Annotated in this window: 24 protein-coding genes; 16 read left to right on the forward strand and 8 right to left on the reverse strand. The window is 43.7% G+C overall.

Going from position 1 to position 26278, the window contains the following annotated elements; genetic code table 11:
• The first annotated feature begins 781 nt into the window (after positions 1–781).
• The 13 genes from MUY27_RS13180 (at position 782) to MUY27_RS13240 (ending at position 13308) form a co-directional block, all read left to right on the forward strand.
• Positions 782–1711 carry an outer membrane protein assembly factor BamD gene (locus tag MUY27_RS13180; RefSeq protein WP_245130503.1) on the forward strand — a complete coding sequence of 310 codons (930 nt, stop codon included), beginning with the start codon at positions 782–784 and terminating at the stop codon, positions 1709–1711.
• Positions 1712–1719: 8 nt separating this feature from the next.
• Positions 1720–2058: a DNA-directed RNA polymerase subunit omega gene (locus MUY27_RS13185; RefSeq protein ID WP_245130504.1), complete on the forward strand. Its 339-nt coding sequence runs from the start codon at positions 1720–1722 to the stop codon at positions 2056–2058.
• Between the two features lie 130 nt (positions 2059–2188).
• On the forward strand, positions 2189–3391 hold the full coding sequence (gene coaBC / locus MUY27_RS13190) for a bifunctional phosphopantothenoylcysteine decarboxylase/phosphopantothenate--cysteine ligase CoaBC (RefSeq protein WP_245130505.1): 1203 nt from the start codon (positions 2189–2191) through the stop codon (positions 3389–3391).
• A complete protein-coding gene (porD, locus tag MUY27_RS13195; RefSeq protein WP_245130506.1) occupies positions 3388–4287 on the forward strand; it encodes a type IX secretion system protein PorD in 900 nt (299 codons plus the stop codon). Before coaBC ends, porD begins: the two co-directional genes overlap by 4 nt.
• Before the next feature lie 110 nt (positions 4288–4397).
• Positions 4398–4937, forward strand: a complete 540-nt coding sequence (locus MUY27_RS13200) for a hypothetical protein (protein WP_245130507.1) — start codon at positions 4398–4400, stop codon at positions 4935–4937.
• Positions 4938–5083: 146 nt separating this feature from the next.
• Positions 5084–5719 (forward strand): hypothetical protein, encoded by a 636-nt coding sequence (locus tag MUY27_RS13205; protein WP_245130508.1) that lies wholly within the window; start codon positions 5084–5086, stop codon positions 5717–5719.
• 403 nt (positions 5720–6122) lie between these two features.
• Entirely contained in the window at positions 6123–6497 is a 375-nt protein-coding gene (locus MUY27_RS13210) for a BlaI/MecI/CopY family transcriptional regulator (RefSeq protein WP_245130509.1), read from the forward strand.
• A gap of 10 nt (positions 6498–6507) precedes the next feature.
• The gene (locus MUY27_RS13215) at positions 6508–8535 is read left to right on the forward strand and encodes a M56 family metallopeptidase (RefSeq protein WP_245130510.1); all 2028 of its coding nucleotides are present in this window, start codon (positions 6508–6510) and stop codon (positions 8533–8535) included.
• 140 nt (positions 8536–8675) lie between these two features.
• Entirely contained in the window at positions 8676–10331 is a 1656-nt protein-coding gene (recN, locus tag MUY27_RS13220) for a DNA repair protein RecN (RefSeq protein WP_245130511.1), read from the forward strand.
• 226 nt (positions 10332–10557) lie between these two features.
• Complete coding sequence (locus tag MUY27_RS13225; RefSeq protein WP_245130512.1) at positions 10558–10878, forward strand: GIY-YIG nuclease family protein; 321 nt, start codon at positions 10558–10560, stop codon at positions 10876–10878.
• Between the two features lie 329 nt (positions 10879–11207).
• Entirely contained in the window at positions 11208–12020 is an 813-nt protein-coding gene (locus tag MUY27_RS13230; protein ID WP_245130513.1) for an enoyl-ACP reductase FabI, read from the forward strand.
• 95 nt (positions 12021–12115) lie between these two features.
• Positions 12116–12748 (forward strand): carboxypeptidase-like regulatory domain-containing protein, encoded by a 633-nt coding sequence (locus MUY27_RS13235; protein WP_245130514.1) that lies wholly within the window; start codon positions 12116–12118, stop codon positions 12746–12748.
• Positions 12676–13308 carry a hypothetical protein gene (locus MUY27_RS13240; RefSeq protein WP_245130515.1) on the forward strand — a complete coding sequence of 211 codons (633 nt, stop codon included), beginning with the start codon at positions 12676–12678 and terminating at the stop codon, positions 13306–13308. Before MUY27_RS13235 ends, MUY27_RS13240 begins: the two co-directional genes overlap by 73 nt.
• A gap of 52 nt (positions 13309–13360) precedes the next feature.
• Here the strand turns inward: MUY27_RS13240 and groL are convergent, their stop codons facing one another.
• The 8 genes from groL to miaB all read right to left on the reverse strand — a co-directional run bounded on the left by groL (position 13361) and on the right by miaB (position 22048).
• On the reverse strand, positions 13361–14995 hold the full coding sequence (gene groL / locus MUY27_RS13245; protein WP_245130516.1) for a chaperonin GroEL: 1635 nt from the start codon (positions 14993–14995) through the stop codon (positions 13361–13363).
• Between the two features lie 130 nt (positions 14996–15125).
• On the reverse strand, positions 15126–15401 hold the full coding sequence (locus tag MUY27_RS13250; RefSeq protein WP_245130517.1) for a co-chaperone GroES: 276 nt from the start codon (positions 15399–15401) through the stop codon (positions 15126–15128).
• Between the two features lie 240 nt (positions 15402–15641).
• The gene (gene secG / locus MUY27_RS13255) at positions 15642–15986 is read right to left on the reverse strand and encodes a preprotein translocase subunit SecG (protein ID WP_245130518.1); all 345 of its coding nucleotides are present in this window, start codon (positions 15984–15986) and stop codon (positions 15642–15644) included.
• A gap of 7 nt (positions 15987–15993) precedes the next feature.
• On the reverse strand, positions 15994–18315 hold the full coding sequence (locus tag MUY27_RS13260; protein WP_245130519.1) for a hypothetical protein: 2322 nt from the start codon (positions 18313–18315) through the stop codon (positions 15994–15996).
• Between the two features lie 17 nt (positions 18316–18332).
• Positions 18333–18869 carry an LPS assembly lipoprotein LptE gene (gene lptE / locus MUY27_RS13265; RefSeq protein ID WP_245130520.1) on the reverse strand — a complete coding sequence of 179 codons (537 nt, stop codon included), beginning with the start codon at positions 18867–18869 and terminating at the stop codon, positions 18333–18335.
• 1 nt (position 18870) lies between these two features.
• Positions 18871–20118 (reverse strand): sigma-54 interaction domain-containing protein, encoded by a 1248-nt coding sequence (locus MUY27_RS13270; RefSeq protein WP_245130521.1) that lies wholly within the window; start codon positions 20116–20118, stop codon positions 18871–18873.
• A 43-nt stretch (positions 20119–20161) separates the two neighbouring features.
• Entirely contained in the window at positions 20162–20539 is a 378-nt protein-coding gene (locus MUY27_RS13275) for a four helix bundle protein (RefSeq protein ID WP_245130522.1), read from the reverse strand.
• A gap of 42 nt (positions 20540–20581) precedes the next feature.
• Positions 20582–22048, reverse strand: coding sequence for a tRNA (N6-isopentenyl adenosine(37)-C2)-methylthiotransferase MiaB (miaB, locus tag MUY27_RS13280; protein ID WP_262918329.1), 1467 nt, complete (start codon positions 22046–22048; stop codon positions 20582–20584).
• Positions 22049–22147: 99 nt separating this feature from the next.
• Here miaB and MUY27_RS13285 point away from each other — a divergent pair, with 99 nt between their 5' ends.
• The 3 genes from MUY27_RS13285 to MUY27_RS13295 are packed head-to-tail and all read left to right on the forward strand — an operon-like array spanning position 22148 to position 26233.
• A complete protein-coding gene (locus tag MUY27_RS13285) occupies positions 22148–24040 on the forward strand; it encodes a hypothetical protein (RefSeq protein ID WP_245130523.1) in 1893 nt (630 codons plus the stop codon).
• Between the two features lie 7 nt (positions 24041–24047).
• Positions 24048–25910 (forward strand): hypothetical protein, encoded by a 1863-nt coding sequence (locus tag MUY27_RS13290; protein WP_245130524.1) that lies wholly within the window; start codon positions 24048–24050, stop codon positions 25908–25910.
• Positions 25911–25951: 41 nt separating this feature from the next.
• Positions 25952–26233 (forward strand): hypothetical protein, encoded by a 282-nt coding sequence (locus tag MUY27_RS13295; protein ID WP_245130525.1) that lies wholly within the window; start codon positions 25952–25954, stop codon positions 26231–26233.
• Positions 26234–26278 lie beyond the last annotated feature (45 nt).

Below are 26278 nucleotides of genomic sequence, written 5' to 3' on the forward strand. Positions count from 1 at the left end.
AGTATCCCTATCCTTAGGTCCTCAAATTCTTTGAGACGTTGGTCGGTTGCTCTCTTTCGAGATAACCTTCCCGCTACGCTACATGTTAATTACTTAAAAAAAGAACTTTCATTCGTCTCTGTCACAGAGACCATTTTTATGTTTTGCTTTCCGGTGTTTCGGGTTTTCAGTTACCAGTTGCGAGTGAATCACTTTCAACTTTTATCCTTTAACTCTCAGCGCCTTAAGCTAACTTTTCGTATTTCAATTTCCCTTTCGTTGCGATCGGGGCTGCAAAGGTAAGAAGCTTTTTGACATTCCCAAAATAAATTTTATTTTTATTTCTTCAGCCTCTTTTGCTCCCAGGTGAACTTTCGCTCTCCCTTTTTGCGAGTGCAAAGGTAAGAAAATTTTACCTTATCTGTCAAGTGGAAATTTCAAATTATTTGCTGAGCTTTCCCACTATCCAAAAGCTGCTTTTCAGCCGCTTTACTCACTCCTTCTATACCTTTAAGAACTTTTCCCATCCTCCCTCCGGAAGCGGGTTGCAAAGGTACGGATTGTTTTCACTGCACCAAATTGTTTTTGCTTTTTTAACCACACTAGCACTTAACCTACTGTTTATCAGAACAGAAAATTTCAAAACGGCTATTATCTACCTTATTCTAAGCATCTATATATAATAGGTATCCGTCTCAATCGTTAAAAGATGTTAAACCGAAGTGGCAATTCACCAGCCATCCTTATCTTCGGCCTCTAAATATTAATTGACTGATTTACATTAATAAACTATCTTTGCAGGATGTTTAAACAACAACGATTATTAGTTTGGTGCTTACTTACAAGTGTATTGCTTGCTTTCGGAAGTTGTAAAAGCAAATTTGAAAGGCTTAAAGCAAGTAACGACAATGCCAAAAAGTATCAGGAAGCACTGAAATACTATAATAAAAAGGACTATTCTAAAGCACTCGATCTGTTCGAGGGCCTAACCCAACGTTATCGCGGGCAGGCAGAAGCTGAAGACTTGTTCTATTATTACGCTTACACGAATTACAAAATGCGCGATTATACCTCGGCGCGCTATCACTTTAAAAACTTTGCAGATACTTACCCGGGCAGTACCCGTGCAGAGGAATGCCGTTTCATGGCCGCTTATTGTTATTACCTGGATTCGCCGATCTATTCATTAGATCAGGAGAATACCACTAAAGCAATAGAGACCCTACAGTTGTTTATCAACTTATATCCCAAAAGCGACCGTGTGGCCGAAGCTGGTAAGTTGATCCAGAACCTGCGCGACAAGCTTGAAGAAAAAGCTTATGCAAACGCAAAGCTTTATTTAACTATCGGCGACTATCAGTCTGCCGTGATTGCCTTTAATAATGCCTTACGCGATTACCCGGATACCAAGTATGCCGAAGAGATGGAGTTTCTGACCATCAAAGCGCAAAGCAAATACGCGCAAAACAGCTTGGAGAATAAACAGCAGGACCGTTATGAACAGGCTATCACCTTTGCTGATCAATTCCTGGAGAAATACCCGCAAAGTAAGTACCTGCGCGAGGCGCAAACATTGAAAAAAGACGGCCAACAAGGTATCGAGAATGCCAAGAGGGTACTGGCGGCTGCAGCAAATGATGAGAAACTGGCTAAAAAGATAGCTACAAAAGATACTACGAAAACACAACCGCCTTCAATCAAAGACAGGCAAAATCAAAAAAGTCCACAATAAGAAAAGATATGAGCACAAACAGCAATAACAAACCGGCAGTAGCAGGTAGCACCGTTACCCGGGATTTGCGCGAACTGGATAGAAGCACCGACAACATTTACGAATCTATCGTGATTATGTCAAAACGCGCTAATCAGATCTCTAATAATATTAAAGAAGAACTGCATCAGAAACTTTCTGAGTTTGCTTCATCAAACGACAATCTGGAAGAAGTTTTTGAAAACCGTGAGCAGATTGAGATCTCTAAGCATTATGAAAAAATGCCGAAGCCTACACTGATCGCCGTTCAGGAGTTTCTTGAAGGAAAGGTTTATCACCGCAATCCTCAAAAAGAGCAACAGCAATAATATTAATACATGCTTGTAAGCCTCTCTGCTAAAACCAGAGGGGCTTATTTGTTTTATAGCAAAGCATAATTGTGGTATTTTAGTGCTGATGTTTGAAAGCATTACTTAAATAGATAGTATTGCATCAATTATGCTTGAAGGAAAAAAGATCATTTTAGGCGTTTGCGGAAGCATTGCTGCATATAAAGCTGCCATACTTGTACGTTTGCTGGTAAAAGCCGGTGCAGAAGTACAGGTTGTGATGACGCAAAGCGCGGCCGATTTTATTACACCGCTTACACTTGCCACCCTTTCAAAAAAACCGGTACTGGTTCATTATTTTAACGGTGATGACGGTACCTGGAACAACCATGTAGAGCTGGGCCTTTGGGCAGACCTGTTACTGATTGCCCCTGCAAGTGCAAACACGCTTTCTAAAATGGCTAACGGCAATTGCGATAACCTGCTTACCGCGGTTTACCTTTCTGCTAAATGCCCGGTTTACTTTGCACCGGCAATGGACCTGGACATGTGGGCACACCCTGCTACACGTCATAATGTGCTGAAGCTTCAGGGGTATGGGAATATACTGATCAGTCCGGGAACGGGCGAGTTGGCCAGCGGTTTGCATGGCGAGGGTCGTATGGCCGAACCAGAGGAGATTATAGCACAACTGGAAACCGCTTTCAAAAAGACACAACTATTAGTGGGGGTGAATATCCTGGTAACCGCAGGGCCTACTTATGAAGCGATAGACCCGGTGCGCTTTATCGGTAATCATTCATCCGGTAAAATGGGTTTTGCCATTGCAGAAGAACTGGCAGCACTTGGCGCCCGGGTTACCCTGGTTACCGGGCCAACCGCGCTTGGCACACAGCATCCAAACATCAAACGGGTAGATGTTACTTCCGCCGCGGAAATGTTTGACGCCTGCACCAATGCCTTCTCAACTGCCAAAGCATGTGTCATGAGCGCCGCCGTAGCAGATTATTCGCCCGTGAACCCTTCGCCCAGCAAAATAAAAAAGCAGGATGCCGGCTTACAGATCGAGTTACGGAAAACCACCGATATTCTAAAAACACTCGGCGAGCGTAAGCAACCCGGCCAGTACCTGGTAGGCTTTGCGTTGGAAACCGACCAGGAAGAGGAAAATGCCATCGGCAAACTGCAAAAGAAGAACCTGGATTTTATTGTGCTGAATTCGCTGAAAGATGAAGGCGCTGGCTTTGCCGGTGATACCAATCGCATCACCATCATCGACCGCAACCTGCATAAAACAACCTACGAGTTAAAGAGTAAAAAGCAGGTGGCTGCAGATATTTGTGCTAAATTGGTAGAATTGATTTTGGGATGAAAAAAGCGCTGGCCCTATTTTTAGGAATTATTGGTTTACTAACCAACCTGCACGCGCAGGATTTGAACGCGCGTGTATCTGTACTAACGCCTAAAATCCAGACCACCAACCGCCGGGTTTTCCAAGCGTTGGAAGGCGCCATGAAAGATTTTCTGAATGGCCGGAAGTGGAGCGTAGATGCCATTGGACCGAACGAAAAAATAGATTGCAGCTTTGTATTGAACGTTACCGCCTGGGATGGCGCTAGTAATTTTTCGGGAGAACTACAGGTACAATCTACACGGCCTGTCTACAACAGCACCTACAACACCACGCTTTTCACCATTTACGATAAGGACATCGACTTTGTTTATACCGAAGGGCAAACCATAGACTATAACAACCAGACCTTTCTGAATAACCTAAGCTCGCTGATGGCCTACTATGCCTATATCATATTAGGTTTTGATTACGATAGCTTTTCGCGTTATGGTGGCACGCCTTATTTTGCCAATGCACAGAATGTAGTGATCAACGCGCAAACCTCTTCTTATAAAGGATGGAAAGCTATTGATAATAATAACATCAGCAGGTATTGGCTATCAGAAAACCTGGCCAACAAAACGTACATCCCACTGCGCAGCTTCTATTATGATTATCACCGTAACGGGTTAGACCTGATGGCCGATAATGCCGTTCAGGCGCGTAGCAATATTTCTGCATTGCTGCCCACACTTACCCAGTTAGACCGGCTGCGTATTGGCGCCACCCTGCCCACTTTATTCTTTACGTCGAAGGAAGATGAACTGATCGGTATTTTCAGCGGCGCACCTACACAGGAAAAGCTGAACGCTTACAACATCCTGGTACAAGCCGACCCAGCCAATGGGCCAAAATACCAGGTACTGCAGCGGTAAGACGCCACAGGCTTGCCGGGTGAGAGTATTATCGTCCTTTTGCTCACGCTTAGCAGTTGGCTTTAGTCGTTAAGGACACAAAATTGTGCCAGCACGGAAGTAAATAATTTATGAAAAAGAATATTTCAATAGCGATAGCGACACTCTCATTAGTAGTTAGTTTTATTTGCTTCCTGAAAGTTGATAAGGAATTGTACTATTACGGTATTAATTATCTAAAGGTTTATAATGATCTTCCATTAAATATCAATCCAGTTTTTTTACATGAATTTGAAGGTGGTTTTTATTTAGCAGATGAATATGGAAGCATAATTACAAATGGAAATAATGACTGGGCAAATGGCATGAATTTGAAAGTTAAGAAGTTTGTAAAATATGGCTTTAATAAAAGTAATGTTGTTGCAGAAGTTTACGATTTAAAGGGCATAAAGCGATTTGTTCTTTTTTCTGAAAGTAATAACGCAAGGTTGAAGACACGGTTACAATTAAGCATTGTAGATGGTTCAAATCTTAGAAACTCTAATAGTTATAAGTGGATTATGGTCGATGAAGAATTATTCAGAGTCAAAGATGTTTTACGAAACGGGTTTTTAATTGTTTTTTTAGTAAGTCTATCCGCATTAATTTATCTTTTGCTGAAGAAAATTTAATAAGAACTACAAGCTCGCGCCAGCACGGCGGGCCAATGGGCCGAAATACCAGATGCTGCAGCGGTAAGACTGTTGGAGACTTTTTACTTCGCAAATTAAACCAACCCGAAAACAGGATGTCTGTGATATAAATCAACAACCTTGATATGAAACCGTTACACCTATCACCACTGATGCTACTGTACTGCTTTTTACAATTTCAGCCTGTTGCAAAAGCACAAACATTGGCAGCCATCCGATTAATATCAGGTGAACGAAAAACCAATTGCGAATTTATCTATCAAGTTGGCAGCATAGAGGTATCTGTTGATCAGCACGGCAGAATACGTTTAAATTATGACGCGCGCGAGCCTGCTCAATTTGCCACTGCATTCGATGCTGATGCAATTGAAGGCAGACCTATTCAAATAAATGGTGTACCAATTAAGTACTATAATCAATTTGATATGGATAACCTCGGTAAGGTTAAGTCTATCGGTGATATTAACATTGCCTATTATGACCGGTTTGATCTGGACAACAAAGGTAAGGTCAAGTCTATAGGAACTATTCGCTTTACCTATTTCGATCGTTTTGATATGGACAATCAGGGAAAAATCAAAATGGCCGGAAATATCCCTGTTAGCTATTATGATCGCTTCGACATGAGTAATAAGGGTAATATTAAATCCATTGGCAATTCCACCATCACCTACTATGATGATTTTGATGACCGTTCATTAATAGGAAGAATCAAAGCCATACGGGGTAACACACCCAAGCTATTCGTGGAGACCTTTTAGCTTAACTTCTGAATTAAGTTCCCCTAATGCTGGCGCACGTGTCTTCGCGTGTATAATGCTTTCTTTTCACACCTTTAAATCCTTTCTACGAGTTGGCAACTAGTATCACAACAATTGTCATTCTCAAGTTGTCGAAGCATCTATAAATTTTTTAAATCTAAAGTTTCTCACTTCATTACCATCCTTCTGCGATCGTAAACGCATTAGCGATTGAAGCGGATACCGGCCTGTGGCTAAAGCCAGTGCAGTATGAGCGGAAAGCGCGGCCCCCAAATGTTGGGGGAATGCCCGAATGAACTATAACATAAATTTATTTTTAGAAAAATATTGCACCCTATTGCAAATACGAAAACTATCGTAGATATTTGTACGAAGAGATTCGTATATAAGTATTCAAACAAAGATGTCAGATATTAAACCAACAGAAAGCGAGCTGGAGATTTTACAGGTGTTGTGGGAGAAAGGCCCGTCTACTGTCCGCGAGGTGCACGAAGAGTTATCAAAAAATAAGGAGTCGGGTTATACCACTACTTTAAAAATTATGCAGATCATGCACGAAAAAGGTTTGGTGTCGCGTAACACTTCAGCCAAAACACATGTCTATTCTGCAGAGGTAAGTAAACAGCAGGCGCAGAAAAGCGCGCTGAATAAAATTATCGATACGGTTTTTACAGGTTCAACGGCCGACCTGGTTATCCAGGCACTCGGTTCGCACCGTGCTTCTAAAGACGAGATCGACGCAATTAAAGATTATTTAAAGCAATTTGAGAACAAATAACCATTAACCTATGGCAACGCTGGTACATAATTTAAGCGAAGTATTTGCGGTAAGCATTATCCATTCACTATGGCAGGTATTGTTAATTTACCTGGTGGTAAGGCTGCTGCTTGCAGACCTGATCAAATTTTCTGCTGCCGTTAAACACCATATTTCGCTCGGCGCTATGTTTACCGCGTGCCTTTGGTTTATCTATACTTTGTTCGACGAGGCTTCTGCCTACAGCTGGCATTTTACCGCTCATGCGCCGACGGTTGCCCAGCACTTACCTTTAATTGAAGTATTAAAAAAGGCCGCCGCAACAGACGATAGCCGTTATGAAGTGATACTCGACCGGTATTTGCCTTACATCAGCATTGCTTATGTAACCGGGCTGCTGTTCCAAAGCCTGAAACTGATTTTTGCCTGGCTGCAGATCCGCCAGGTGAAACGTACCTCCCGGCAGGATACCTTCTGGCAGGAGCGTATACAGCAGCTTTCGGCATTATTAAATATTAAAAAGCTTGTAGCAATTTCTATTACCGATAAAATAGATGTTCCGTGCATTATCGGATATCTGAAACCAGTAATACTTATACCAATCTCTCTGACAACTTATTTATCGGTAAAGGAAGTTGAGGCAATACTATTACATGAACTGGCCCATGTAAAACGCAACGATTACCTGATCAACCTGCTGCAGCAAGTGGTAATGGTAATCCTGTTTTTCAATCCATTTATTTATTTGATTAACCGTCTGATCAACCGCGAACGCGAGCATAGCTGCGACGATATGGTAGTAAATCAAAGCGCGCCTTTGATCTACGCCCAGGCTTTGCTGAAGATTGAACAGAATAATCACCAGCAGTGGCAGCTGGCCCTGGCGGCAGACGGTAAAAACAAATTCCATTTATTTAACCGAATTGAACGTATTATGAAAACCAAAAGACCTACGCCCAATGTAAAACACATTGTGATGGCGTTAAGCATACTTACTATTACCGCAATTAGCGTTAGCTGGTTTAGCCCGGCAATTGGCAATGGCAGATTTTCAGTAAAAAAGCTGAAGCCCGTTATCGAAAACCTGTTAGCTGATACCACCAAGCCAACCGCAAAAGCACCTAAGAGCAGCACCAAATCTAAATCCGTCGCCGCTTCGCGTGAAGGGAAACACATTATTACCGGCGGGCACAGCTATTACTACACGGATGGTTACAATGATCCTAAACTGGAAGCTTGGGGTAAGCAGATGGAGAAGTACGGTAAAGAAATGGAGCAATACTACAACAGTGCTTCGTTCAAAGAAATGTCTAAACAGATGGAGAAGATGGGTAAAGACATGGAGAACTACTACAACAACCCCGATATTAAACGGCTGACAGACGAGCAAGCTGCCTTAGGTGCCGAGATAGGAAAGGCCTATGGCGAAAACAGCGATATCAGCAAATATGGCGAGAAACTGGGTGAAATGGGTAGCAAGATTGGTGCTTATTTCGATAGCGAGGAGTTTAAAACAATGAACAGTCGGCTACGAAAAAAGTATGGCATTTCTGAATTCCATAATGGTGCCGAGAAAAACGATGCAAATTTTCAAAAATATCAGGACGAGCTGAAATCGCACATCCCGGCCGAGATCAATGCGACTACAGATGAAATGAAAAAGCTAGGCGACCAAATGCGCCAGCGCACAGAATCACCTGAATTAAAGGCCAAAACCGAAAGAATGCGTACATTAGGCGATAGCATGCGTAAGCTTTATAACAATGACCAGATGAAGGCAAAAGAGGTTTACATGCGTAAATTGGGCGAGCAAATGCGCTTGTATGCCGACAACAAGCAGATGAAGCAGTTGAAGGAGCAGATGAAACAACTCGGCGAGCAAATGCGCACTTATACCCAATCGCCTGAATTTAAAAGAAAGCTGGAACAATGGCATAAAGAGCATCCTGAAGCTGAATGGGACGAACGGCCAGAATTACCGGAAGTACCTGAAAAACCAGAACAACCAGAAAAACCGGAAGTCAGCATTCCAACCCCTCCTGGTCCGCCAGCGCAATAATATGCCCTTTCCCCATAGTAAAGCCGTTTTTGTATTTCTCAAAAACGGCTTTATTGTTTGATATTCCCTTCGTTCAACTTAACTAAAATAATTAGCCAATAATAGGTAAATTAGTGTCCTGTATAAATCGGATACATTTCATGCTTAAACAGCTCAGTATAAACAACTACGCTTTAATTGACAACCTGAATATCAGCTTCGGCAACGGCCTGAATATCATTACGGGCGAAACCGGTGCAGGTAAATCTATCATACTCGGCGCACTTTCGCTCATACTTGGTCAGCGTGCAGAGAGCCGGTATTTCTTCAATCAGCAAAAGAAATGTATCATCGAAGGTCATTTCCGGATCTCAGACTTTCACCTGAAACAGTTTTTTGAAGAGAACGACCTTGACCACGAAGAAGAGACCATTCTTCGCCGCGAAATTTCTGCAGACGGTAAATCGCGTGCATTTGTAAATGACACGCCCGTTAATCTTACCCTGTTAAAACAACTGGGTGAAAAGCTCATCGATATCCATTCGCAGCATGCTACCGCCGAGATTAACGATCCTGCTTTTCAGCTAATGGTGGTAGATGGCGTGGCGAAGCATACCGATTTGCTATCAGATTACCAGGCTAAATACCGTACCTATAAAAAGAACAGCAGCAAACTGCAACAGTTGATTGCAGATAACGATAAAGCCAAGGCAGACCTGGATTACTACCAGTTCCAGTTTGACGAACTGGAAAGTGCGAAACTCGATGCCGACGAACAGGAACATTTGGAACAGGAGCTATACAGCCTGAACAATGCCGAAGAAATTAAACGCAACTTATTAAGTGGCGTTTACCTGCTTCAAGACGGAGAATCTGCTGCACTGATACAACTGAAAGAAGCGGCACAGCAACTAAGTGCTTTAGAAAAATATAATCCCGCCATTGCCGAACTGCGCGACCGGATCAACAGCACCATCATAGAGCTGAAAGATATTACCGCTGAAGCAGAACAGATAGAACAACAAACGGTAACGGATGAACAACGTGCAGACGAGGTGAACCAGCGTTTGAGCATGATATATAACCTGCAGAAGAAGCATCGGGTAAGCAGCAACGCAGAATTGCTGGCCATCCAGGAAGACCTGTCAGAGAAAATACAACAGGCCCTGTTCGGCGATGAAGAGATTGAGAGCTTGCGAAAAGAGATAGATCAGCAAAAGAAAGAATTGGAACAGCTGGCCGGGCAACTTTCTGCAAACCGCAAAAAGGCTTTACCAGAGATTGAAAAGCAGGTATTACATACACTTGCAGAAATGGGTATGGCAAACTCTTTATTACAGATAGAGCAAAAGCCGCTGCCCGAGCTTACTGCAACAGGTACAGATCATATCCGCTTTTTATTTACGGCAAATAAAGGGCATGCCCTGGCAGAAATGAGCAAAGTGGCATCCGGCGGTGAGCTTTCGCGATTGATGTTGAGCATTAAATCTTTAATTGCACGATACACCGCTTTGCCGACAATTATTTTCGATGAGATTGATACCGGTGTTTCTGGCGAAGTGGCCAATAAGGTAGGCCAGATTATGGAACAACTATCGCAGAATTTACAGGTAATCACCATTACGCATCTGCCGCAGATTGCCAGCAAAGGCGACAGTCATTTCTTTGTTTACAAGGATACGCGGGCAGATATTACTTATACGCAAATGAAGCAGCTAAGCTGTGATGAGCGGATTATGGAAATTGCTAAAATGCTCAGCGGTGACAAACCGGGAGAAAGCGCATTACAGAATGCAAGGGAGTTGCTGGGGGTTTAATTGATAAGAGGCAGAAAGCAAGATGTTAACATTCAGTAACGTGGCAATCTCTTACCCGGAAAGTAAAACTAAGATCGCCACACTTCTTCGAAGTTCGCGATGACAAGGTACATTAGGAAATAGTTGTCTTTGCGAGGATCCCGATGAAACCGGGAGATGTGGCAATCTCTTACCCGGAAACGTAAAACTAAGATCGCCACACTTCTTCGAAGTTCGCGATGACAAAATGAAAGTTACTGTTATGCAAGAACACCAATACTACGTTTATATCTTAACCAACCACGGCAATACTGTACTTTATGTAGGCGTGACAAACGATTTGGTTCGCCGTGTTTGGGAGCATAAAACAAAAATATACCAAGGTTTCACCACAAAATACAATTGCAATAAGCTGGCTTATTTCGAGAGCTTTCATTGGATACAAGATGCTATCGAAAGAGAAAAGCAGTTAAAGGCAGGAACCCGGCAAAAGAAACTTGATCTTATTTTACAGAATAATGCAGTATGGGCTGATTTAAGTGATGGTTGGTACATTGATTACAAATAGCTTGTACACCTTTAGTCAATATATCAATTATGTCTTTGCGAGGATCCCGATGAAATCGGGAGACGTGGCAATCTCTTACCCGGAAAGTAAAACTAAGATCGCCACACTTCTTCGAAGTTCGCGATGACAATAAAGCCTTGTCTTTGCGAGGATCCCGATGAAATCGGGAGACGTGGCAATCTCTTATCCACAAATGTAAAACTAAGATCGCCACACTTCTTCGAAGTTCGCGATGACAATAACATTTCACACCAGAAAATGCCAAAACTTTCTCTTAACTTCCTATTCAATAAATTTTTACCTTTACCCCCCGATTAACAATACAAATTATGGCTTATAATTTACTTAAAGGCAAAAAGGGAATCATCTTTGGCGCCCTGGATGAAAAATCAATCGCCTGGAAAACCGCGCTGCGTTGTCACGAGGAAGGCGCCGAACTGGTACTGAGCAATGCACCTATCGCGTTGCGTATGGGCGCTATTAACCAGCTGGCCGAACAAGTTAACGCACCTGTTATTGCAGCCGATGTTACTGTTAACGAAGATATCCAAGCACTTTTCGAGAAAACCAAAGAGCATTTCAATGGCGGTGTAGATTTCATTCTGCACTCTATCGGCATGAGTTTGAACGTGCGCAAGGGTGTTCACTATACGCAAAACAATTACGATTTTACCCATAAGGGTTTCGATATTTCTGCTTTGAGCCTTCACCGTATTCTGGCTGAAGCAATGCGTCAGGATGCCATTAACGAGTGGGGATCTGTAGTGGCCTTAAGCTACATTGCTGCCCAACGCGTATTTCCGGATTATAATGACATGTCTGACAATAAAGCGATCCTGGAAAGCATTGCCCGTAACTTTGGTTACTACTATGGCTCTCAGAGAAAGGTTAGGGTAAATACTGTATCGCAATCGCCTACCCGTACTACTGCAGGTTCTGGTGTAAAGGGCTTCGACGGTTTTATTGACTACGCAGAAAAAATGAGCCCGCTTGGTAATGCGTCTGCAGACCAGTGCGCCGATTATTGCGTTACCTTATTTTCTGACCTTACGCGTATGGTCACTATGCAGAACCTGTTCCACGACGGCGGCTTCTCCTACACCGGTGTAACCCAGTCTGTTATTGAACAAATGGGTAAATAACTCCTGTTTAATTTAAGATATTTGCCAGCCCTTGCTCACAACAGGGGCTTTTCTTTTTTCCTTGCATTTTAAACTAATTATTTAGTTATTTGAGAATGCGTTTTATATTCGTCATACTGTTACTGTTTTCAATCGCGGCAAAAGGGCAAGGGATCATCACTGGCAGGGTAATAGATAAGGAAACGCAAAAACCAATTGCAAACGCCAGTGTATTTTTAAGTAATGCTACCATCGGCGATAAAACCCGGGAAGACGGTACCTTCAGGCTAATAAAAATTCGTCCGGCACAGTATGACCTGGTCGTTTCCATTATTGGCTACGATACGTTCAGCCAAACGCTTAATATAACTGACGGGGAAACTCACCTGTCTGATATTATACTTACGCCCCGTAACACGGTATTAAATGAAGTGGTGATTCGGCCAGACCCTAATCGTGTAAATAACTACCAGGCTTTTAAACAGGAATTCTTAGGCGAAACGGAAGAAGCAGCCTTGTGTAAAATTATAAACCCGGATGCTGTTGACGTAAGTTACGATTCTGATAACCGGCTGCTGACGGCAAGCAGTCAGGACTTTATCGAAATTGAAAACCGGGCACTGGGTTATAAGGTAAAATATCTGCTTCATAATTTGAGCGGAACTATAAAACAGGTATGGTGTATTACGAAGGCTCGGTACTGTTTGAAAACCTGCTGGGTAGAGAAAAAGATAAAAGAAAGTGGCTGAAGAACCGCGACAAAGCATTCTTTGGTTCTTCCCAACACTATCTGCGCAGTATTTTAAAAGGAACCAACGTGACCGAAGGCTTTCAAACCTACCGGTTAGTGAAACGCCCCAATCCAGCCAGATTAGCCGACAGCTTAATCAATGCAAAACTTAAATATTTCCGTAAACTGGCTAACGGCAGTTTTTTAAGAATGGATTCTATAAAAAAATGGAGCGATCAGCAGCGTATGCCCCGCCTGGTTTCGTACTTATATAATACACCGCTTTCAATGCCGGATCTGGTAAAAAGAACCGATCAACAAGGCGTTTACGCACTGGGTTTTCAGGACCAACTTTATGTAGTATATGGAAAAAACAAACAGGTGAAAGCAGGAGAATTCAAACCAGATATAGCAGAAGCCGCGAGTGCTACTACAGTTAACCTTACAGCCCCTTATGCCTTTTTTGATAATAACGGCGTGATCCTTAACCCGGCGGGCGTAATTTTCGAAGGGGCCTGGGGAAAAGGCCGCGTTGCCCAGACCTTACCTGTTGACTTTGAACCCAATGAAAAAAAATAAGCCCCGCCTGATTACTCAAGCGGGGCTCGTTGTATTTGGATGTTACTTAGGATTACATCATGCCGCCCATGCCACCCATCGGAGGAGCACCAGCACCTGCTTTTTCATCTTCTGGTTCGTCAGCTAATACACACTCTGTTGTTAACAACATCGCTGCAATAGAAGCTGCGTTCTCTAAAGCTACACGAGATACTTTAGTTGGGTCGATAACACCAGCGCCGATCAGGTTTTCATAGTTACCTGTACGTGCGTTGTAACCGAAATCTGCAGTACCTTCTTTAACTTTTTGTACTACGATAGAACCTTCGATACCAGCGTTTTCGCAGATCTGACGAAGAGGCTCTTCGATAGCACGACGGATGATCTGGATACCAGTGTTCTCATCTTCGTTAGCGCCTTTCAGGTCTTTTAAAGATTCAACCGCACGGATGAAAGCTACACCACCACCAGCTACGATACCTTCTTCAACCGCAGCGCGGGTTGCATGTAAAGCGTCGTCAACACGGTCTTTTTTCTCTTTCATTTCAACCTCGGTAGCAGCACCTACGTAAAGTACAGCCACACCACCAGATAATTTAGCTAAACGCTCTTGCAGTTTTTCGCGGTCGTAATCAGAAGTAGTAGTTTCAATCTGCGCTTTGATCTGGTTAACGCGAGCTTTGATTTCTTCGCCCTGGCCAGCACCGTTGATAACAGTAGTGTTGTCTTTGTCGATCACTACTTTCTCTGCAGTACCTAAGTAAGAAAGATCAGCGTTTTCTAATTTGTAACCTCTTTCTTCAGAGATAACAGTACCACCAGTCAGGATAGCAATATCTTCTAACATTGCTTTACGACGATCGCCGAAACCAGGAGCTTTAACAGCAGCTACTTTCAGGGCACCACGGATTTTGTTTACTACAAGGGTAGATAAAGCTTCACCGTCAAGGTCTTCAGCAATAATTAATAATGGTTTGCCGGTTTGAACTTGTTTTTCCAGGATAGGAAGTAATTCTTTCATTGAAGAAATCTTCTTATCATAGATCAGGATATAAGGATTATCCAGTTCTGCTTCCATTTTATCAGCGTTGGTTACAAAGTAAGCAGAAAGGTAACCACGGTCAAACTGCATACCTTCTACAGTTTTAACTTCAGTTTCAGTACCTTTTGCTTCTTCAACAGTAATTACACCGTCTTTACCAACCTTGCCCATTGCGTCAGCAATCAGCGTACCGATCACTTCATCGTTGTTAGCAGAGATAGAAGCAACTTGTTTAATTTTGTTAGTGTCTTCGCCAACAGTTTGAGATTGGCTTTGCAAGTTTTTAACAACAGCTTCAACAGCTTTGTCAATACCACGTTTCAGGTCCATTGGGTTAGCACCTGCTGCTACGTTTTTAATACCAGCGGTCACGATAGCTTGCGCTAATACAGTTGCAGTAGTAGTACCGTCACCTGCAATGTCAGCAGTTTTAGAGGCTACTTCTTTCACCATCTGTGCGCCCATATTTTCTAAAGAGTCTTTCAGTTCGATCTCTTTAGCCACAGTTACACCGTCTTTGGTGATCGCCGGTGAACCAAATTTCTTGTCAATAATTACGTTACGTCCTTTTGGACCTAAGGTTACTTTAACTGCGTTAGCTAAAGTATCAACACCGCGTTTCAAAGCGTCGCGAGCGTCTACGTTGTATCTTACTTGTTTTGCCATCTTTAATTAAGATTTGAGTAGAGAGATGTGAGTAGTGAGATACTTACATCCCGAATTTCTTTGTGAAAATTTTGATTTAATCGAGAAGATATGAGCTTCTCAAGTCTCATATCTTAAATCTGGTTTCTAATTACAGAACTGCGTAAATGTCAGACTCACGCATAATCAAGTACTCTTTACCTTCGTAAGTGATTTCAGTACCTGCGTATTTACCATATAAAACTTCGTCACCTACTTTTACAGTTAACGGCTCGTCTTTTTTGCCATCGCCAACAGCTACAACAGTACCACGTTGTGGTTTTTCTTTAGCAGTATCAGGGATGATGATACCTGAAGCAGTTTTCTCTTCAGCAGGAGCAGCTTCCACTACTACTCTGTCCGCAATAGGTTTAATGTTTAATGACATAGTTATACTATTTGGTTTATTTAAAGTTTTTGAAAATTCACTAAGCATGCAACATCAATTATGCCAACCATACCCGTTGTAAAAATTTGACAGCATTGCTGTACTATTGGCAGTTTTTGTGTTATGCAGACATTTACAGAAAGAAAAGTTTCTGTAAGCACAATGTCACGATGTCAGTCCATAGTAACAAAAAAGGCTTCCTGATGTAGAAAGCCCTTTCGTAAATATTTTATGTTTCGGTTATTTCTTTGAAGTATCCTTTTTAGGCGTATTCATCGGGAAGGTACTTACCGGTGCAGTTGGTTTAGAAGCCTTCTCAATCTGGTTCTGATATTCGCCGGCACCAGCGCCTTTAACAGAACCGCTTTTAATAGCAACATTTATAGCCAGTGATAATACCATTAAAGCAATAGCTAAAAACCAGGTACCTTTCTCAAGGATATCTCCGGTTTTTTGTACGCCCATCAGTTGTGATGAAGCCGAAAAGTTAGACGAAAGACCGCCACCTTTTGGATTTTGTATTAATACGATGAAGCCTAACAGTATACAAACAATGATGGCTACAATTAAAAGGATAAAATACATTGTATAATTATTTAATCTTGTTCTCTAAAAATTGAATCTGGCTTGCAAAGTAACGACTTTTTTCCGGAAACCTCAACATTAACTTTTTATAAGTAGCTATCGCTTTGTGATATAGCATTTGCTCTGTATAAATGCGTGCAAGCGTTTCCGTCACCAGCACATCGCTGTCCTCTGCACTGTTGCGGGCTTTATTCTCGTTGTCCAGTTTATCGCTGCTTGGCGGCTTTATTTGTGGCTCTTCTTTAATGAAGCGCTCAATAATATCCTCCTCTTTTTTTTTTGGCTCCGGCTCTGGAGCAGAAGGTGCTGCCGGCGGCGTGTCGGCAAGCGGCTGCTGCCTGTATGGCGGTTTCGCAAATGGTTGATGGGTGCGGGCATGCTCACGGCGGGTTTTATCCAGCCACCATAAAAAGGTGTAGGGTAAAGATTCGTCGTGGTAGCGGGTAACGGTTTGCTCGTCGGGGTTTTCTGTATAGGCTGCTTCCGGTGCGGCAGCAGGCTGAGGGGCCGGTTCTTTGACCAGCGACTCTTTAAACAAAAAGTAATCTGCCGAAACAATATTCTCGGCAATCAACCCGTCGAATTCTGCTACTGGCTCGGTTTTCGCCGAAGGGGCTTCATCTTCCTGATAACCTATTTCTTCTGCAATTTCAGGCTCTACATAAGGCACCTCTTCCACTACAGGCACCTCAGTTATCTCTTCAATTACCGGCTCTTCTTCCACATCAACAATCAAAGGTTCAGGCTCGTGATTGCTGATGGCTGCATTTGCATCGGGTAAAATTGGAGCTTCTTCCTGCGCCTGTTCGTTGGTAGTAAATGCTTCTACTGCAGCGGCGGCAGCAATTACCGGCGGAACAACTGATGGGGCGGCAGGTATGATATCATCTATTCCGACAATTTCATCGAACACCTCCTCGTCAATCTCCTGCTCCTTTTCTATTTTGGTATTGCTACGGGTGAAAAACTTAAAGCCTACCGACGGTCGTTGTTCTGACGAAGCCTTAGCTTCCGGCGATATGACCTCCTGAGGATCTTTAACTTCTTCTACTACCTGCTGCTGTACCTTAACCGTTTCTTCCATTGGCGGTGCCGGTACTTCAACTATAGGTTCAATAGCCTTTACCGGCTCTTCTATATATGGCAAAGGTTGCTCATCGGCTACTATTGCAGGCTTTTCCGCCTGATGATGCGCAAAAGGTTTTAAAAACTGAGGGGCTTCATCAATTTCTTCAAAAACTTCGTCCCAATTATGGGTATAGATTTCCTTCTCTTCTGCCTTCTCCGGAACAGGGCCTGTAAGAAAAGCAGGATCAGGTACTTCTTCTATTTCACTGAATACCTCATCATCAATCTCCTCGCCAATAGAAGTTGCCGGGATAACTGGTGCAGGTTCCGGCGAGGCGGCGTTTTCGTTTGAAATGCTTTCCTGCTCCTCTGGCTTTTCCTGCGCTTGCGGCTTTTCGGCTTCCGGACGCAGGATATCCAGTTGAGGTTCGTCGAAAGTCAGCGACTGCCATTGCGCGGCACTACTAAGCTCCGGTTCGTACGACTGGCTTTCTACCGGCGGTGTGGCGGAAAGATGGAAAGGATCAAGCTGATGATCGTCGTCACTATCATACCCATGATCAAAGGACTGGAAAAAGCGGCGACGTTCTTCGCGCAAGCGGCGCATTTCTTCGTCTGGTGCGTTATCACTTTGTTCTGGTGCAGCTTCCTCTTTCAGCTCCGCTGTCGCAGGCTCAACGGGTATTTCAACTGCTTCAACAGGCGGGTTTTCCTCTTTAAATTCAACAGGCGCAGCGTAAGGCGCTTTGTCTGTTATCACTACTTCCGATTCCGGTTCTTCTGTATGGTCAGCCGATACCGATTCCTCCGTAATCCCGGTTGATTCTTCTATTTCCGGCTCATCCGGATTGTACAATGTCCAGCTGGTCTCGCTGCCAAATTTAACACGGTTTAATTCGGCTTGCGCCAGATCGTCAACAGACGGTTCGTAATTCAACAGCTGGTGTGCCAGCAGCGGGTCCATCGGCGGCGGCAACGGAAAATCATATTTATCCAGATCGATCACCTGCAAGGGATCAACCGGCGGACGGTACTCCGGCTTTTGAACCAGCTTATACAACGACTGGCTATTATAATAAACCGCAGCGCTCTTGATAAACTCCTGACTGCCGGAACGGGCAATCAGCAGATACAAAAGATTGCTTTGCGGATAATAACCCACCAGGTTTTGCAGGTCATACAAATGCAGCCTTTTATCTGCGGGGTTCACCAACACATTCCACAATGCTTCCGCCTGGCGGTCTTTTTCCTGTTGCTCCACGTTATAGTTCTGTTAGGCTACCAATTAGAAAAGGCACGGTTAAAAATATCGTCTGTTAGCTGTTTATTAATATCGGCCAACAATCCGTCCAGTTGGCTTTGAATATCCCCTTTAAAATCCCGGTAACGGGTAAATTGTTGTTCAAAGCTCAGCTTTTTACTTTCGGGGTCAGTCGCTGTCAGGGTATACTTTACATTAACTGTAATACTTAAACGGCTGGCGCTCGCAATCGGCGGGGCGGTACTCGTGCCCTGCGTTGCCTGTACTGATACCGGCGCAATACTGTAACCGATGATATTGCCCGATAACCTTGCATCAGCCTCGCCGCGAACAATGCTTAAGCGTGTTTGTGAACGGATACGGTTTTTCAAACTTTCGGTAAAGTTCTGGCTCAGGTTATTTACTACCAGAGGCGCATTATTCTCAAAATATTCCACATTAATGGTTTTTAACGTCGGCGGAATAGATGCTGCATCCAGCCGGTAAGCGCACGACTGGCTAAGGCAACTTAATACCACCACCATTACTAAACCAAAAAATCCCCGCTTTAACATCTTATAAATTTAATTCTTTAATTTTTCTGTACAAAGTACGTTCTGAAATCCCAAGTTCGTTTGCTGCTAACTTGCGTTTGCCTTTATGCTTTTTCAATGCCTTGCGGATCAGATCAGATTCCTTCTCAATTAGTGATAAAGACTCTTCCTCCTCCTCTGCATGCGGCGTAATAAACGCTTCCCTGCCGGTACCTGTATTATTATTTACACTAACGGGATGCTTAATGGTAAATTGTGGCTCTGCACTTGCCGCGGGCAGCTCGATATCGCGGTATAACTGGCTGATTGCCTGCGAATGATTTGCCGGGTTGGGAACCACGCCATTATGCTCGATAATATCTGCCACCAGTTTTTTAAGCTCAACCATGTCTCGTTTCATGTCGAACAATACCTTATATAACAGGTCGCGCTCTGAAAAATCTTCTTTAGGTTGATTTTCAATCCGCATCGGCAGGTTAGAGGTAGGCCCTTCATGCGGGATATAGTTCAACAGTGTTTGCGCGGTAATGGTACGGTCGCGCTCCAATACGGCCAATTGTTCTGCCAGGTTTTTTAGCTGACGAACGTTGCCCGGCCACGAGTAGTTCATTAGCACCTGTTGAGCGCCTTCATCTAACTGGATAGGCGGCGTACGGTATTTATCGGTAAAGTCTGAAGCAAACTTGCGGAAAAGCAGGTAAACGTCTTCTTTACGGTCGCGCAATGGCGGTATCCGTAACGGAACCGTATTTAAACGATAGTACAAATCCTCGCGGAATTTACCGGCTTTCACCGCGTCATAAACGTCAACGTTGGTTGCCGCAATTACACGCACATTGGTTTTCTCTACTTTAGACGAGCCTACACGGATAAACTGCCCCGATTCCAGTACCCTTAATAAGCGGGCCTGGGTACCCAGCGGCATCTCCCCTATTTCATCCAGAAATATGGTACCGCCGTTTACGGTCTCGAAATAACCTTTACGCTCACCAACGGCACCGGTATAGGCGCCTTTTTCGTGACCGAAAAGCTCAGAATCGATCGTTCCCTCAGGGATAGCACCGCAGTTAACCGCAATAAACGGCCCATGCTTGCGCGTGCTTAGCTGGTGTATAATATGCGAAAATGCTTCTTTACCGCTACCACTTTCACCCGTAATCAGCACCGATATATCCGTCGGTGCCACCTGACTGGCAATTTGTATAGCACGGTTCAGTAACGGCGAGTTACCGATAATTCCGAAGCGTTGTTTTATTTCCTGGACATCCATTATATTTATTTTAGAAGCAAGAAACCAGAGACCAGAACCAAGATCAAATGCGTGTTTCCTTATCCTTGCTTAAAACATGTTCTCTAAATGAAAACACCATTTTTTGAACTTCTTCTAACAATGCCAAACAGTTTTCAAGCTTTTCTGGCTGACCATAACCTCTTCTTTTACAAATTAGAAGTTGTGTTTCCAATTCGTAAGAAGAAGTTAAGGATGTGGAAAGAAACTCTGCCGTATGCAAGTTTGTTCGCTTTCCTGAACCTTCTGCAATATTCGAAGGGATAGAAACTGAAGAACGATTGATTTGGTCTATCAAATTAAAACGTTCATCGGAAGGTAATCCCTTACAATAACTATAGGTCAAATCGGTAAGGTCCATTGCCTTTTGCCAAACTTTCAAATTCTTAAAATTATGCTTCATTAAAAGTCTTGCTTCTTGGCTCTTGTTTCTTGCCTCTCCCTACTAAACTATTTTCCCCAGCAGTGTCGCCGTGGTACAGCTTTCGGCAAATACATTGACGTACTGCCCGGGTTTAAAGCGTTCGTCTACGGGGAACACCATCATGGCGTTCTGGTCGTTACGGCCGCAGTAGTCTTTGTCAGATTTTTTCGAGAAACCCTCGATCAACACCCGGTGAACCTTACCCACATGTCCCTGTAAACGATAATGCGAATATTCGCGCTGTTTAGCTACAATCTCCTGTAACCTTCTGTTTTTAACCGCTTCAGGTATATCATCTGCATAACGTTTGGCGGCTAATGTCCCCGGTCTTTCAGAATACATAAACATGTAGGCATAATCATACTTCACATAATCCATCATGCTTAAGGTATCGGCGTGCTCCTCTTCTGTTTCAGTACAAAAACCGGCGATAATATCCGTTGAGATCGCGCATTCCGGCATGATGCGGTTAATGGCATCAACACGATTCATATACCACTCGCGGTCATAAGTACGGTTCATCAGCTCCAGCACGCGGCTGTTGCCAGACTGCACCGGCAGGTGAATATATTTACAGATGTTGTCATGCTTTTTCATGGTATACAACACCTCGTCTGTAATATCTTTAGGGTGCGACGTTGAAAAACGGATCCGCAGATCAGGATGGATCAACGCAACCATTTCCAGAAGTTGAGCGAAGTTAACGAAGGCCCCTCCAACCTCCCCAGAAGGGAGGCTTTCTTCATTTAAGCCCTTCCCTTCGGGAAGGGTTTGGGATGGGCTCCATTTATACGAATCCACATTCTGGCCCAGCAAGGTAACCTCGCGGTAGCCTGCATTAAACAGGTCGGTACATTCTTTAACGATCGATTGCGGATCGCGGCTGCGCTCACGACCACGGGTAAATGGTACCACGCAGAACGAACACATGTTATCGCAACCACGCATAATAGAAACAAAAGCGTTGATGCCGTTGCTGTTCAGGCGAACAGGGTTAATATCGGCATATGTTTCTTCGCGGGAAAGCAATACGTTCACGGCACGCTGCCCGTCGTCAACCTGGTCGATCAGGTTAGGCAGGTCACGATAAGCATCAGGGCCCACAACCACGTCAACCAGTTTTTCTTCTTCCAGGAATTTCGACTTCAGACGTTCGGCCATACAACCCAACACGCCTACTACCATCCCAGGATTCTTCACCTTCGCGATGCCGAATTCTCTCAGGCGGTTGCGCACGCGCTGTTCCGCATTCTCACGGATAGAACAAGTGTTGATGAATACTACGTCAGCATTTCTATAGTCTGAAGTAGTTTCAAAACCTTTATCCATCAGGATAGAAGCCACAATCTCGCTGTCGCTGAAGTTCATGGCGCAGCCATAACTTTCTATGTACAGCTTCCTGCCGTTGTTTTTATCGTTCTGCTCCAGCATTAAAGCCTCGCCCTGCCTGCTCTCGTCATGTGCTTTATCCGGAAGTACAAATTCCATAATCGTCAATTAAAATGTTTGCAAAAGTACATAATTTTTGATTAACAATGACAGTTTGTCAGCCTTTAACAAATCCTTATTTCATTTGTTAAGCTATCAATGACTGAAGAGACTACGCCCCAAAAAAGAACCCGTAAGTGGCCGTTTGTGCTGCTTGCGATTCTGCTTGTTATAGGAGGCACTGCTTACTACTACTATAACAGATATATAGCCGGAGACAAATGGAAGCCACTGCTGGAAACCCAGCTTAAACATTTATTACTGAATGCCAGCGATAGCCTTTACCGGATGGACTATAGCGACTTCGACCTGAACCTGACTTCCGGCGATGCAACACTCAAAGACTTTAAGCTGATCCCGGATACTGCAGTTTATCGCAAACTGGTTGCCGAACATAAAGCGCCGGATAACTTATTCATCCTGGGGGTAAAAAAACTGACCATTAAAAATGTAGGTGCAAAAAAAGCCTACCAGGATAAGATACTGGAGATTAACCAGATCGTGATCGACAAACCGGATCTTACAGTCATTAACAAAAGGTTGTCTTTTAATGATACAGTGAAAGTTGGCAAGCCCAAGACACCGTACGAGATCGTCAAAAAAGTATTCAAGAAAATCAAGATCGACTCCATTAAGCTGAACGATATCAGCCTGAAATACATCAACAAAAGCAACCCGGTTACCAAAACTAATTCGCTGAAAAACCTGGATATCAGTATTTCAGATATCATGGTCGATTCGCTTTCGGCTAAAGATACGGCCCGGTTTTATTACACCCGTGGCGTTAGTCTCAAATTGCATAATTACCGCCTGGCCACACCCGACAGTTTGTACTACATCAAACTGAAACAGATTTATTTCTCTACTTCCGAGAAGCAGATCATCCTTTCTAAAGTGGCACTACAGCCACGCTACAGCAAAAAGGGATTTTATCAAAAGGTGCGTCGATCGGCAGACAGGTTCGATATCAGTTCGGACAAGATCAGTTTAAAAGGGATCGACCTGCAGCGTTTCCTGCGCGATCAGAAATTGTATACCAGCAGCATGAACGTATACGGCGCCAACGTAGAGATCTATCACGATAATCATTACAAGGGCGTTAAGACTACAAAAATTGGAAAAGACCCGCACCAGGCCTTGCAGGATGTGGCACTGGATATGAAACTCTCCCGCCTGAACCTTCATAACGCCAACATTAAATACGCGGAGGCCGATGAAAAAAGCGGCTACACGGGTGTCATCCTGTTCAATAATACCAACGGCTATTTCCTCAATGTAACGAATGATGCTGACGCCAAGCGCAAAAACCCTTTTATGCTGGCGCATCTGAACACCCGCTTTATGAACGCCGCGCCGTTAAACATTAATTTCAGGTTCAACCTGGCTTCGCCAACCGGGGCATTCAATTATAACGGCACATTGGGCAAATTCAACGGTCAGGTATTAGATAAATTGGTGAAGCCGCTGGCGATGGTACATGTAAAATCTGCAGATGTGCAAAAACTCCATTTTAACATCAATGCCAGTAACTATTATGCAAAGGGTAGGCTGGAGTTTTACTATCAGAACCTAAATATCGAACTGTTAAAGAAAGACGAAGGCAAAGCCGGTTTACAGAAAATGGGGCTGGTATCTAAATTGGCCAATACTTTAGTTATTGAAGACAGTAATCCGGATAAAAAAGGTAATTTCAGGCCGGGGCCGGTAAATTTTGTACGGCCGCCAACGCTTTCCTTCTTTAGCTTATTATACAAGGCATTATTAGATGGTCTGAAACCAAGTGTGGGCTTTGATGCGAAAACCGAACAAAAGGTAAACAAAGTGGTCACCAAAGTAACCAATGCGGTAGAAGGGGTGAATAACCTGTTAGATAAATTTCATAAATTTAAAGAGGCCCGGAAACAACGCCGCGAAGAGCGCCGGAAAGCGAAAGAAGCAAAGAAACAAGAGGAAGCTAAAAAACAGCAAGAGCAGCAAAATAACAACCCTTAATTAATGAATGGCATTTAACTTTTTAAAGCATACCTGGCAAAAAATAGTTTTCTGCATTGTCATTGTATTGACGGTTCTTATTCTGATAGGCGCCATTTTCGTGAACAGGTATTGGTCGCCTATCCTGGCCGATAAGCTGCGCAGCACCGTTCTGAAAAGCACGGATAGTTTATATAACGTAAAGTTTGACGATGCGCAACTGCACGTGCTGCAGGGTAAGATAGTGTTGTATAACATTACCCTAACGCCGGATACTGCTGTTTTTAAAGCAAAGGTTAAAAGCGGCGATGCCCCAAAGGGCCTATACACCCTTCGGGTAAAAAAATTGATCCTTAAACACATCCATCCTTTCCGCCTGTATTTCAGCCATAAGCTGGATATCGGGCAGATTGTTGTTCGCAGCCCGGAAGTAATTATCGATGCGTATCCGCAAAATCAGAAAGATAAAAAGCCCAAAGAGAAGAAAACCATTTACCAGCAGATCTCTAAATCTTTAAAAGAGCTGAGCGTCGATCAGATCAACTTCAGCGGGGTGAGCTTAAAATACATTAACCATAAAACCGCAAAGCCTGCCGTTTCCGAATTCAAGGAGCTGGACCTAGCTGCTTTTAACCTGCTGATCGATTCGGCAACGCAGTTTGACCGAAGCCGCTTTTTATACTGCCGCGAAGTCACTTTCGACCTGAATAATTATACCGGGCACTCTGCCAATAAACTTTATAGCTACCAGGCAAAACTGGTAAAGTTTTCTACCCGGACGCGGAAGCTGGAAGCGTTCAACTGCGTGTTCAGGGCAGCCAAACCGCCATTTGCCTTCTTTTCAAAAACCTTCAAAGACCGCTTTACTGCTCACCTGGACACCCTTCAGCTTACCAACTTCGACTTCGAAACCTACAACCTGACGCAATATGTGAAGGCTTCGAACCTGCTATTGAAAAACGGCGGACTAAATGTATATGGTAACCCGCGGCTAAATCCTTCGGAGATGAAAGACGACCGCTTTCCGACGTTTCCTAACAAGGCCATCCATAGTATCCGCTTGAAGTTCCGTTTAGATACCCTTGAAATACGCAATGTGGCCGTTCGCTACGAAGAATTCAACCGTAGTACCATGCGGGCCGGCCATGTGGATTTTGTACATGTTCGCGGGCATTTCCTCAATATCACCAATGATACGGCCTTATTGCAGAAGAACCGTTATTGTAATGCAGCGCTGAAATCAAGGTTTATGGACAAGGGCGATCTATACGTCAATTTCAAATTCAACCTGTTAGACAAAAACGGCGCGTTCAGCTACAATGGCTTTCTTGGTCCGTTTAATATGCCTGCGGCCAATCCTGCGGCAATACCGCTTGGGTCAATGGCCATCAGGGCCGGGCAGGTGAAACGGATTAACTTCGATTTCAATGCCGACCGCTATTTTGTTAAAGGCAACGTTACCTTTTTGTATAATAACCTGAAGATACAGATACTAAAGGCCGATACCGGTGAACGCAAAATGAAACATCGTCCGTTGGCTACCCTTTTTGCCAATGCGGTGATCATCAAGCATAATAATCCCGACGGCCCCGACCAGATACCGCGTACAGCAAACATTCTGTTTAAACGCCCTTCATTTTTTCCATTTTTTAAAACCATCTGGCATGGGATGTTCGTCGGGCTGAAAACCTGTGCCGGTGTAGACGAAAAAGCGCAGAAACAAGCCGATAACAAACTTGCCGAACAGGAAGAGAAAAAACTGGATAAGCAGTCGAAAAAGCAGAAACGCCAAGCCCGCCGTGCAGAACGGAAGCGAAAAAGAGCACTGAAAAAACGGCAAAAAGAACTGGAAAAGCAACAGGAAAAAGCTGCCGAAAACCAAAAGTCATAAATATTTGTTCATATACTGACAATAATTTAACTATCAGGAATATGAGCGAAGCACTAACAACCCACGATCACAAAAAGATACAACAGTGGGCCGAAGAACGTGGTGGGGTTCCGGCGAAGATTAAAGATACCGGTAAAGAGGAAGATGACGGCGTGTTACGCATCCATTTTCCGGAACATAGTGAAAGCGACCGCTTTGAAGAAATAAGCTGGGATGACTTTTTCGAGAATTTTGATGAGAACAACCTGGACCTGCTGTACCAGGATAAAAAAGCCGACGGCGAACCAAGTACCTTCCACAAGTTTGTGGAGCGAAAGAAATAAGAACATCACGCGCTAAAACAATCACACAGGCTGTTACCTAAAAAG

Source organism: Mucilaginibacter straminoryzae, assembly GCF_022953055.1.
Lineage (GTDB): Bacteria > Bacteroidota > Bacteroidia > Sphingobacteriales > Sphingobacteriaceae > Mucilaginibacter > Mucilaginibacter straminoryzae.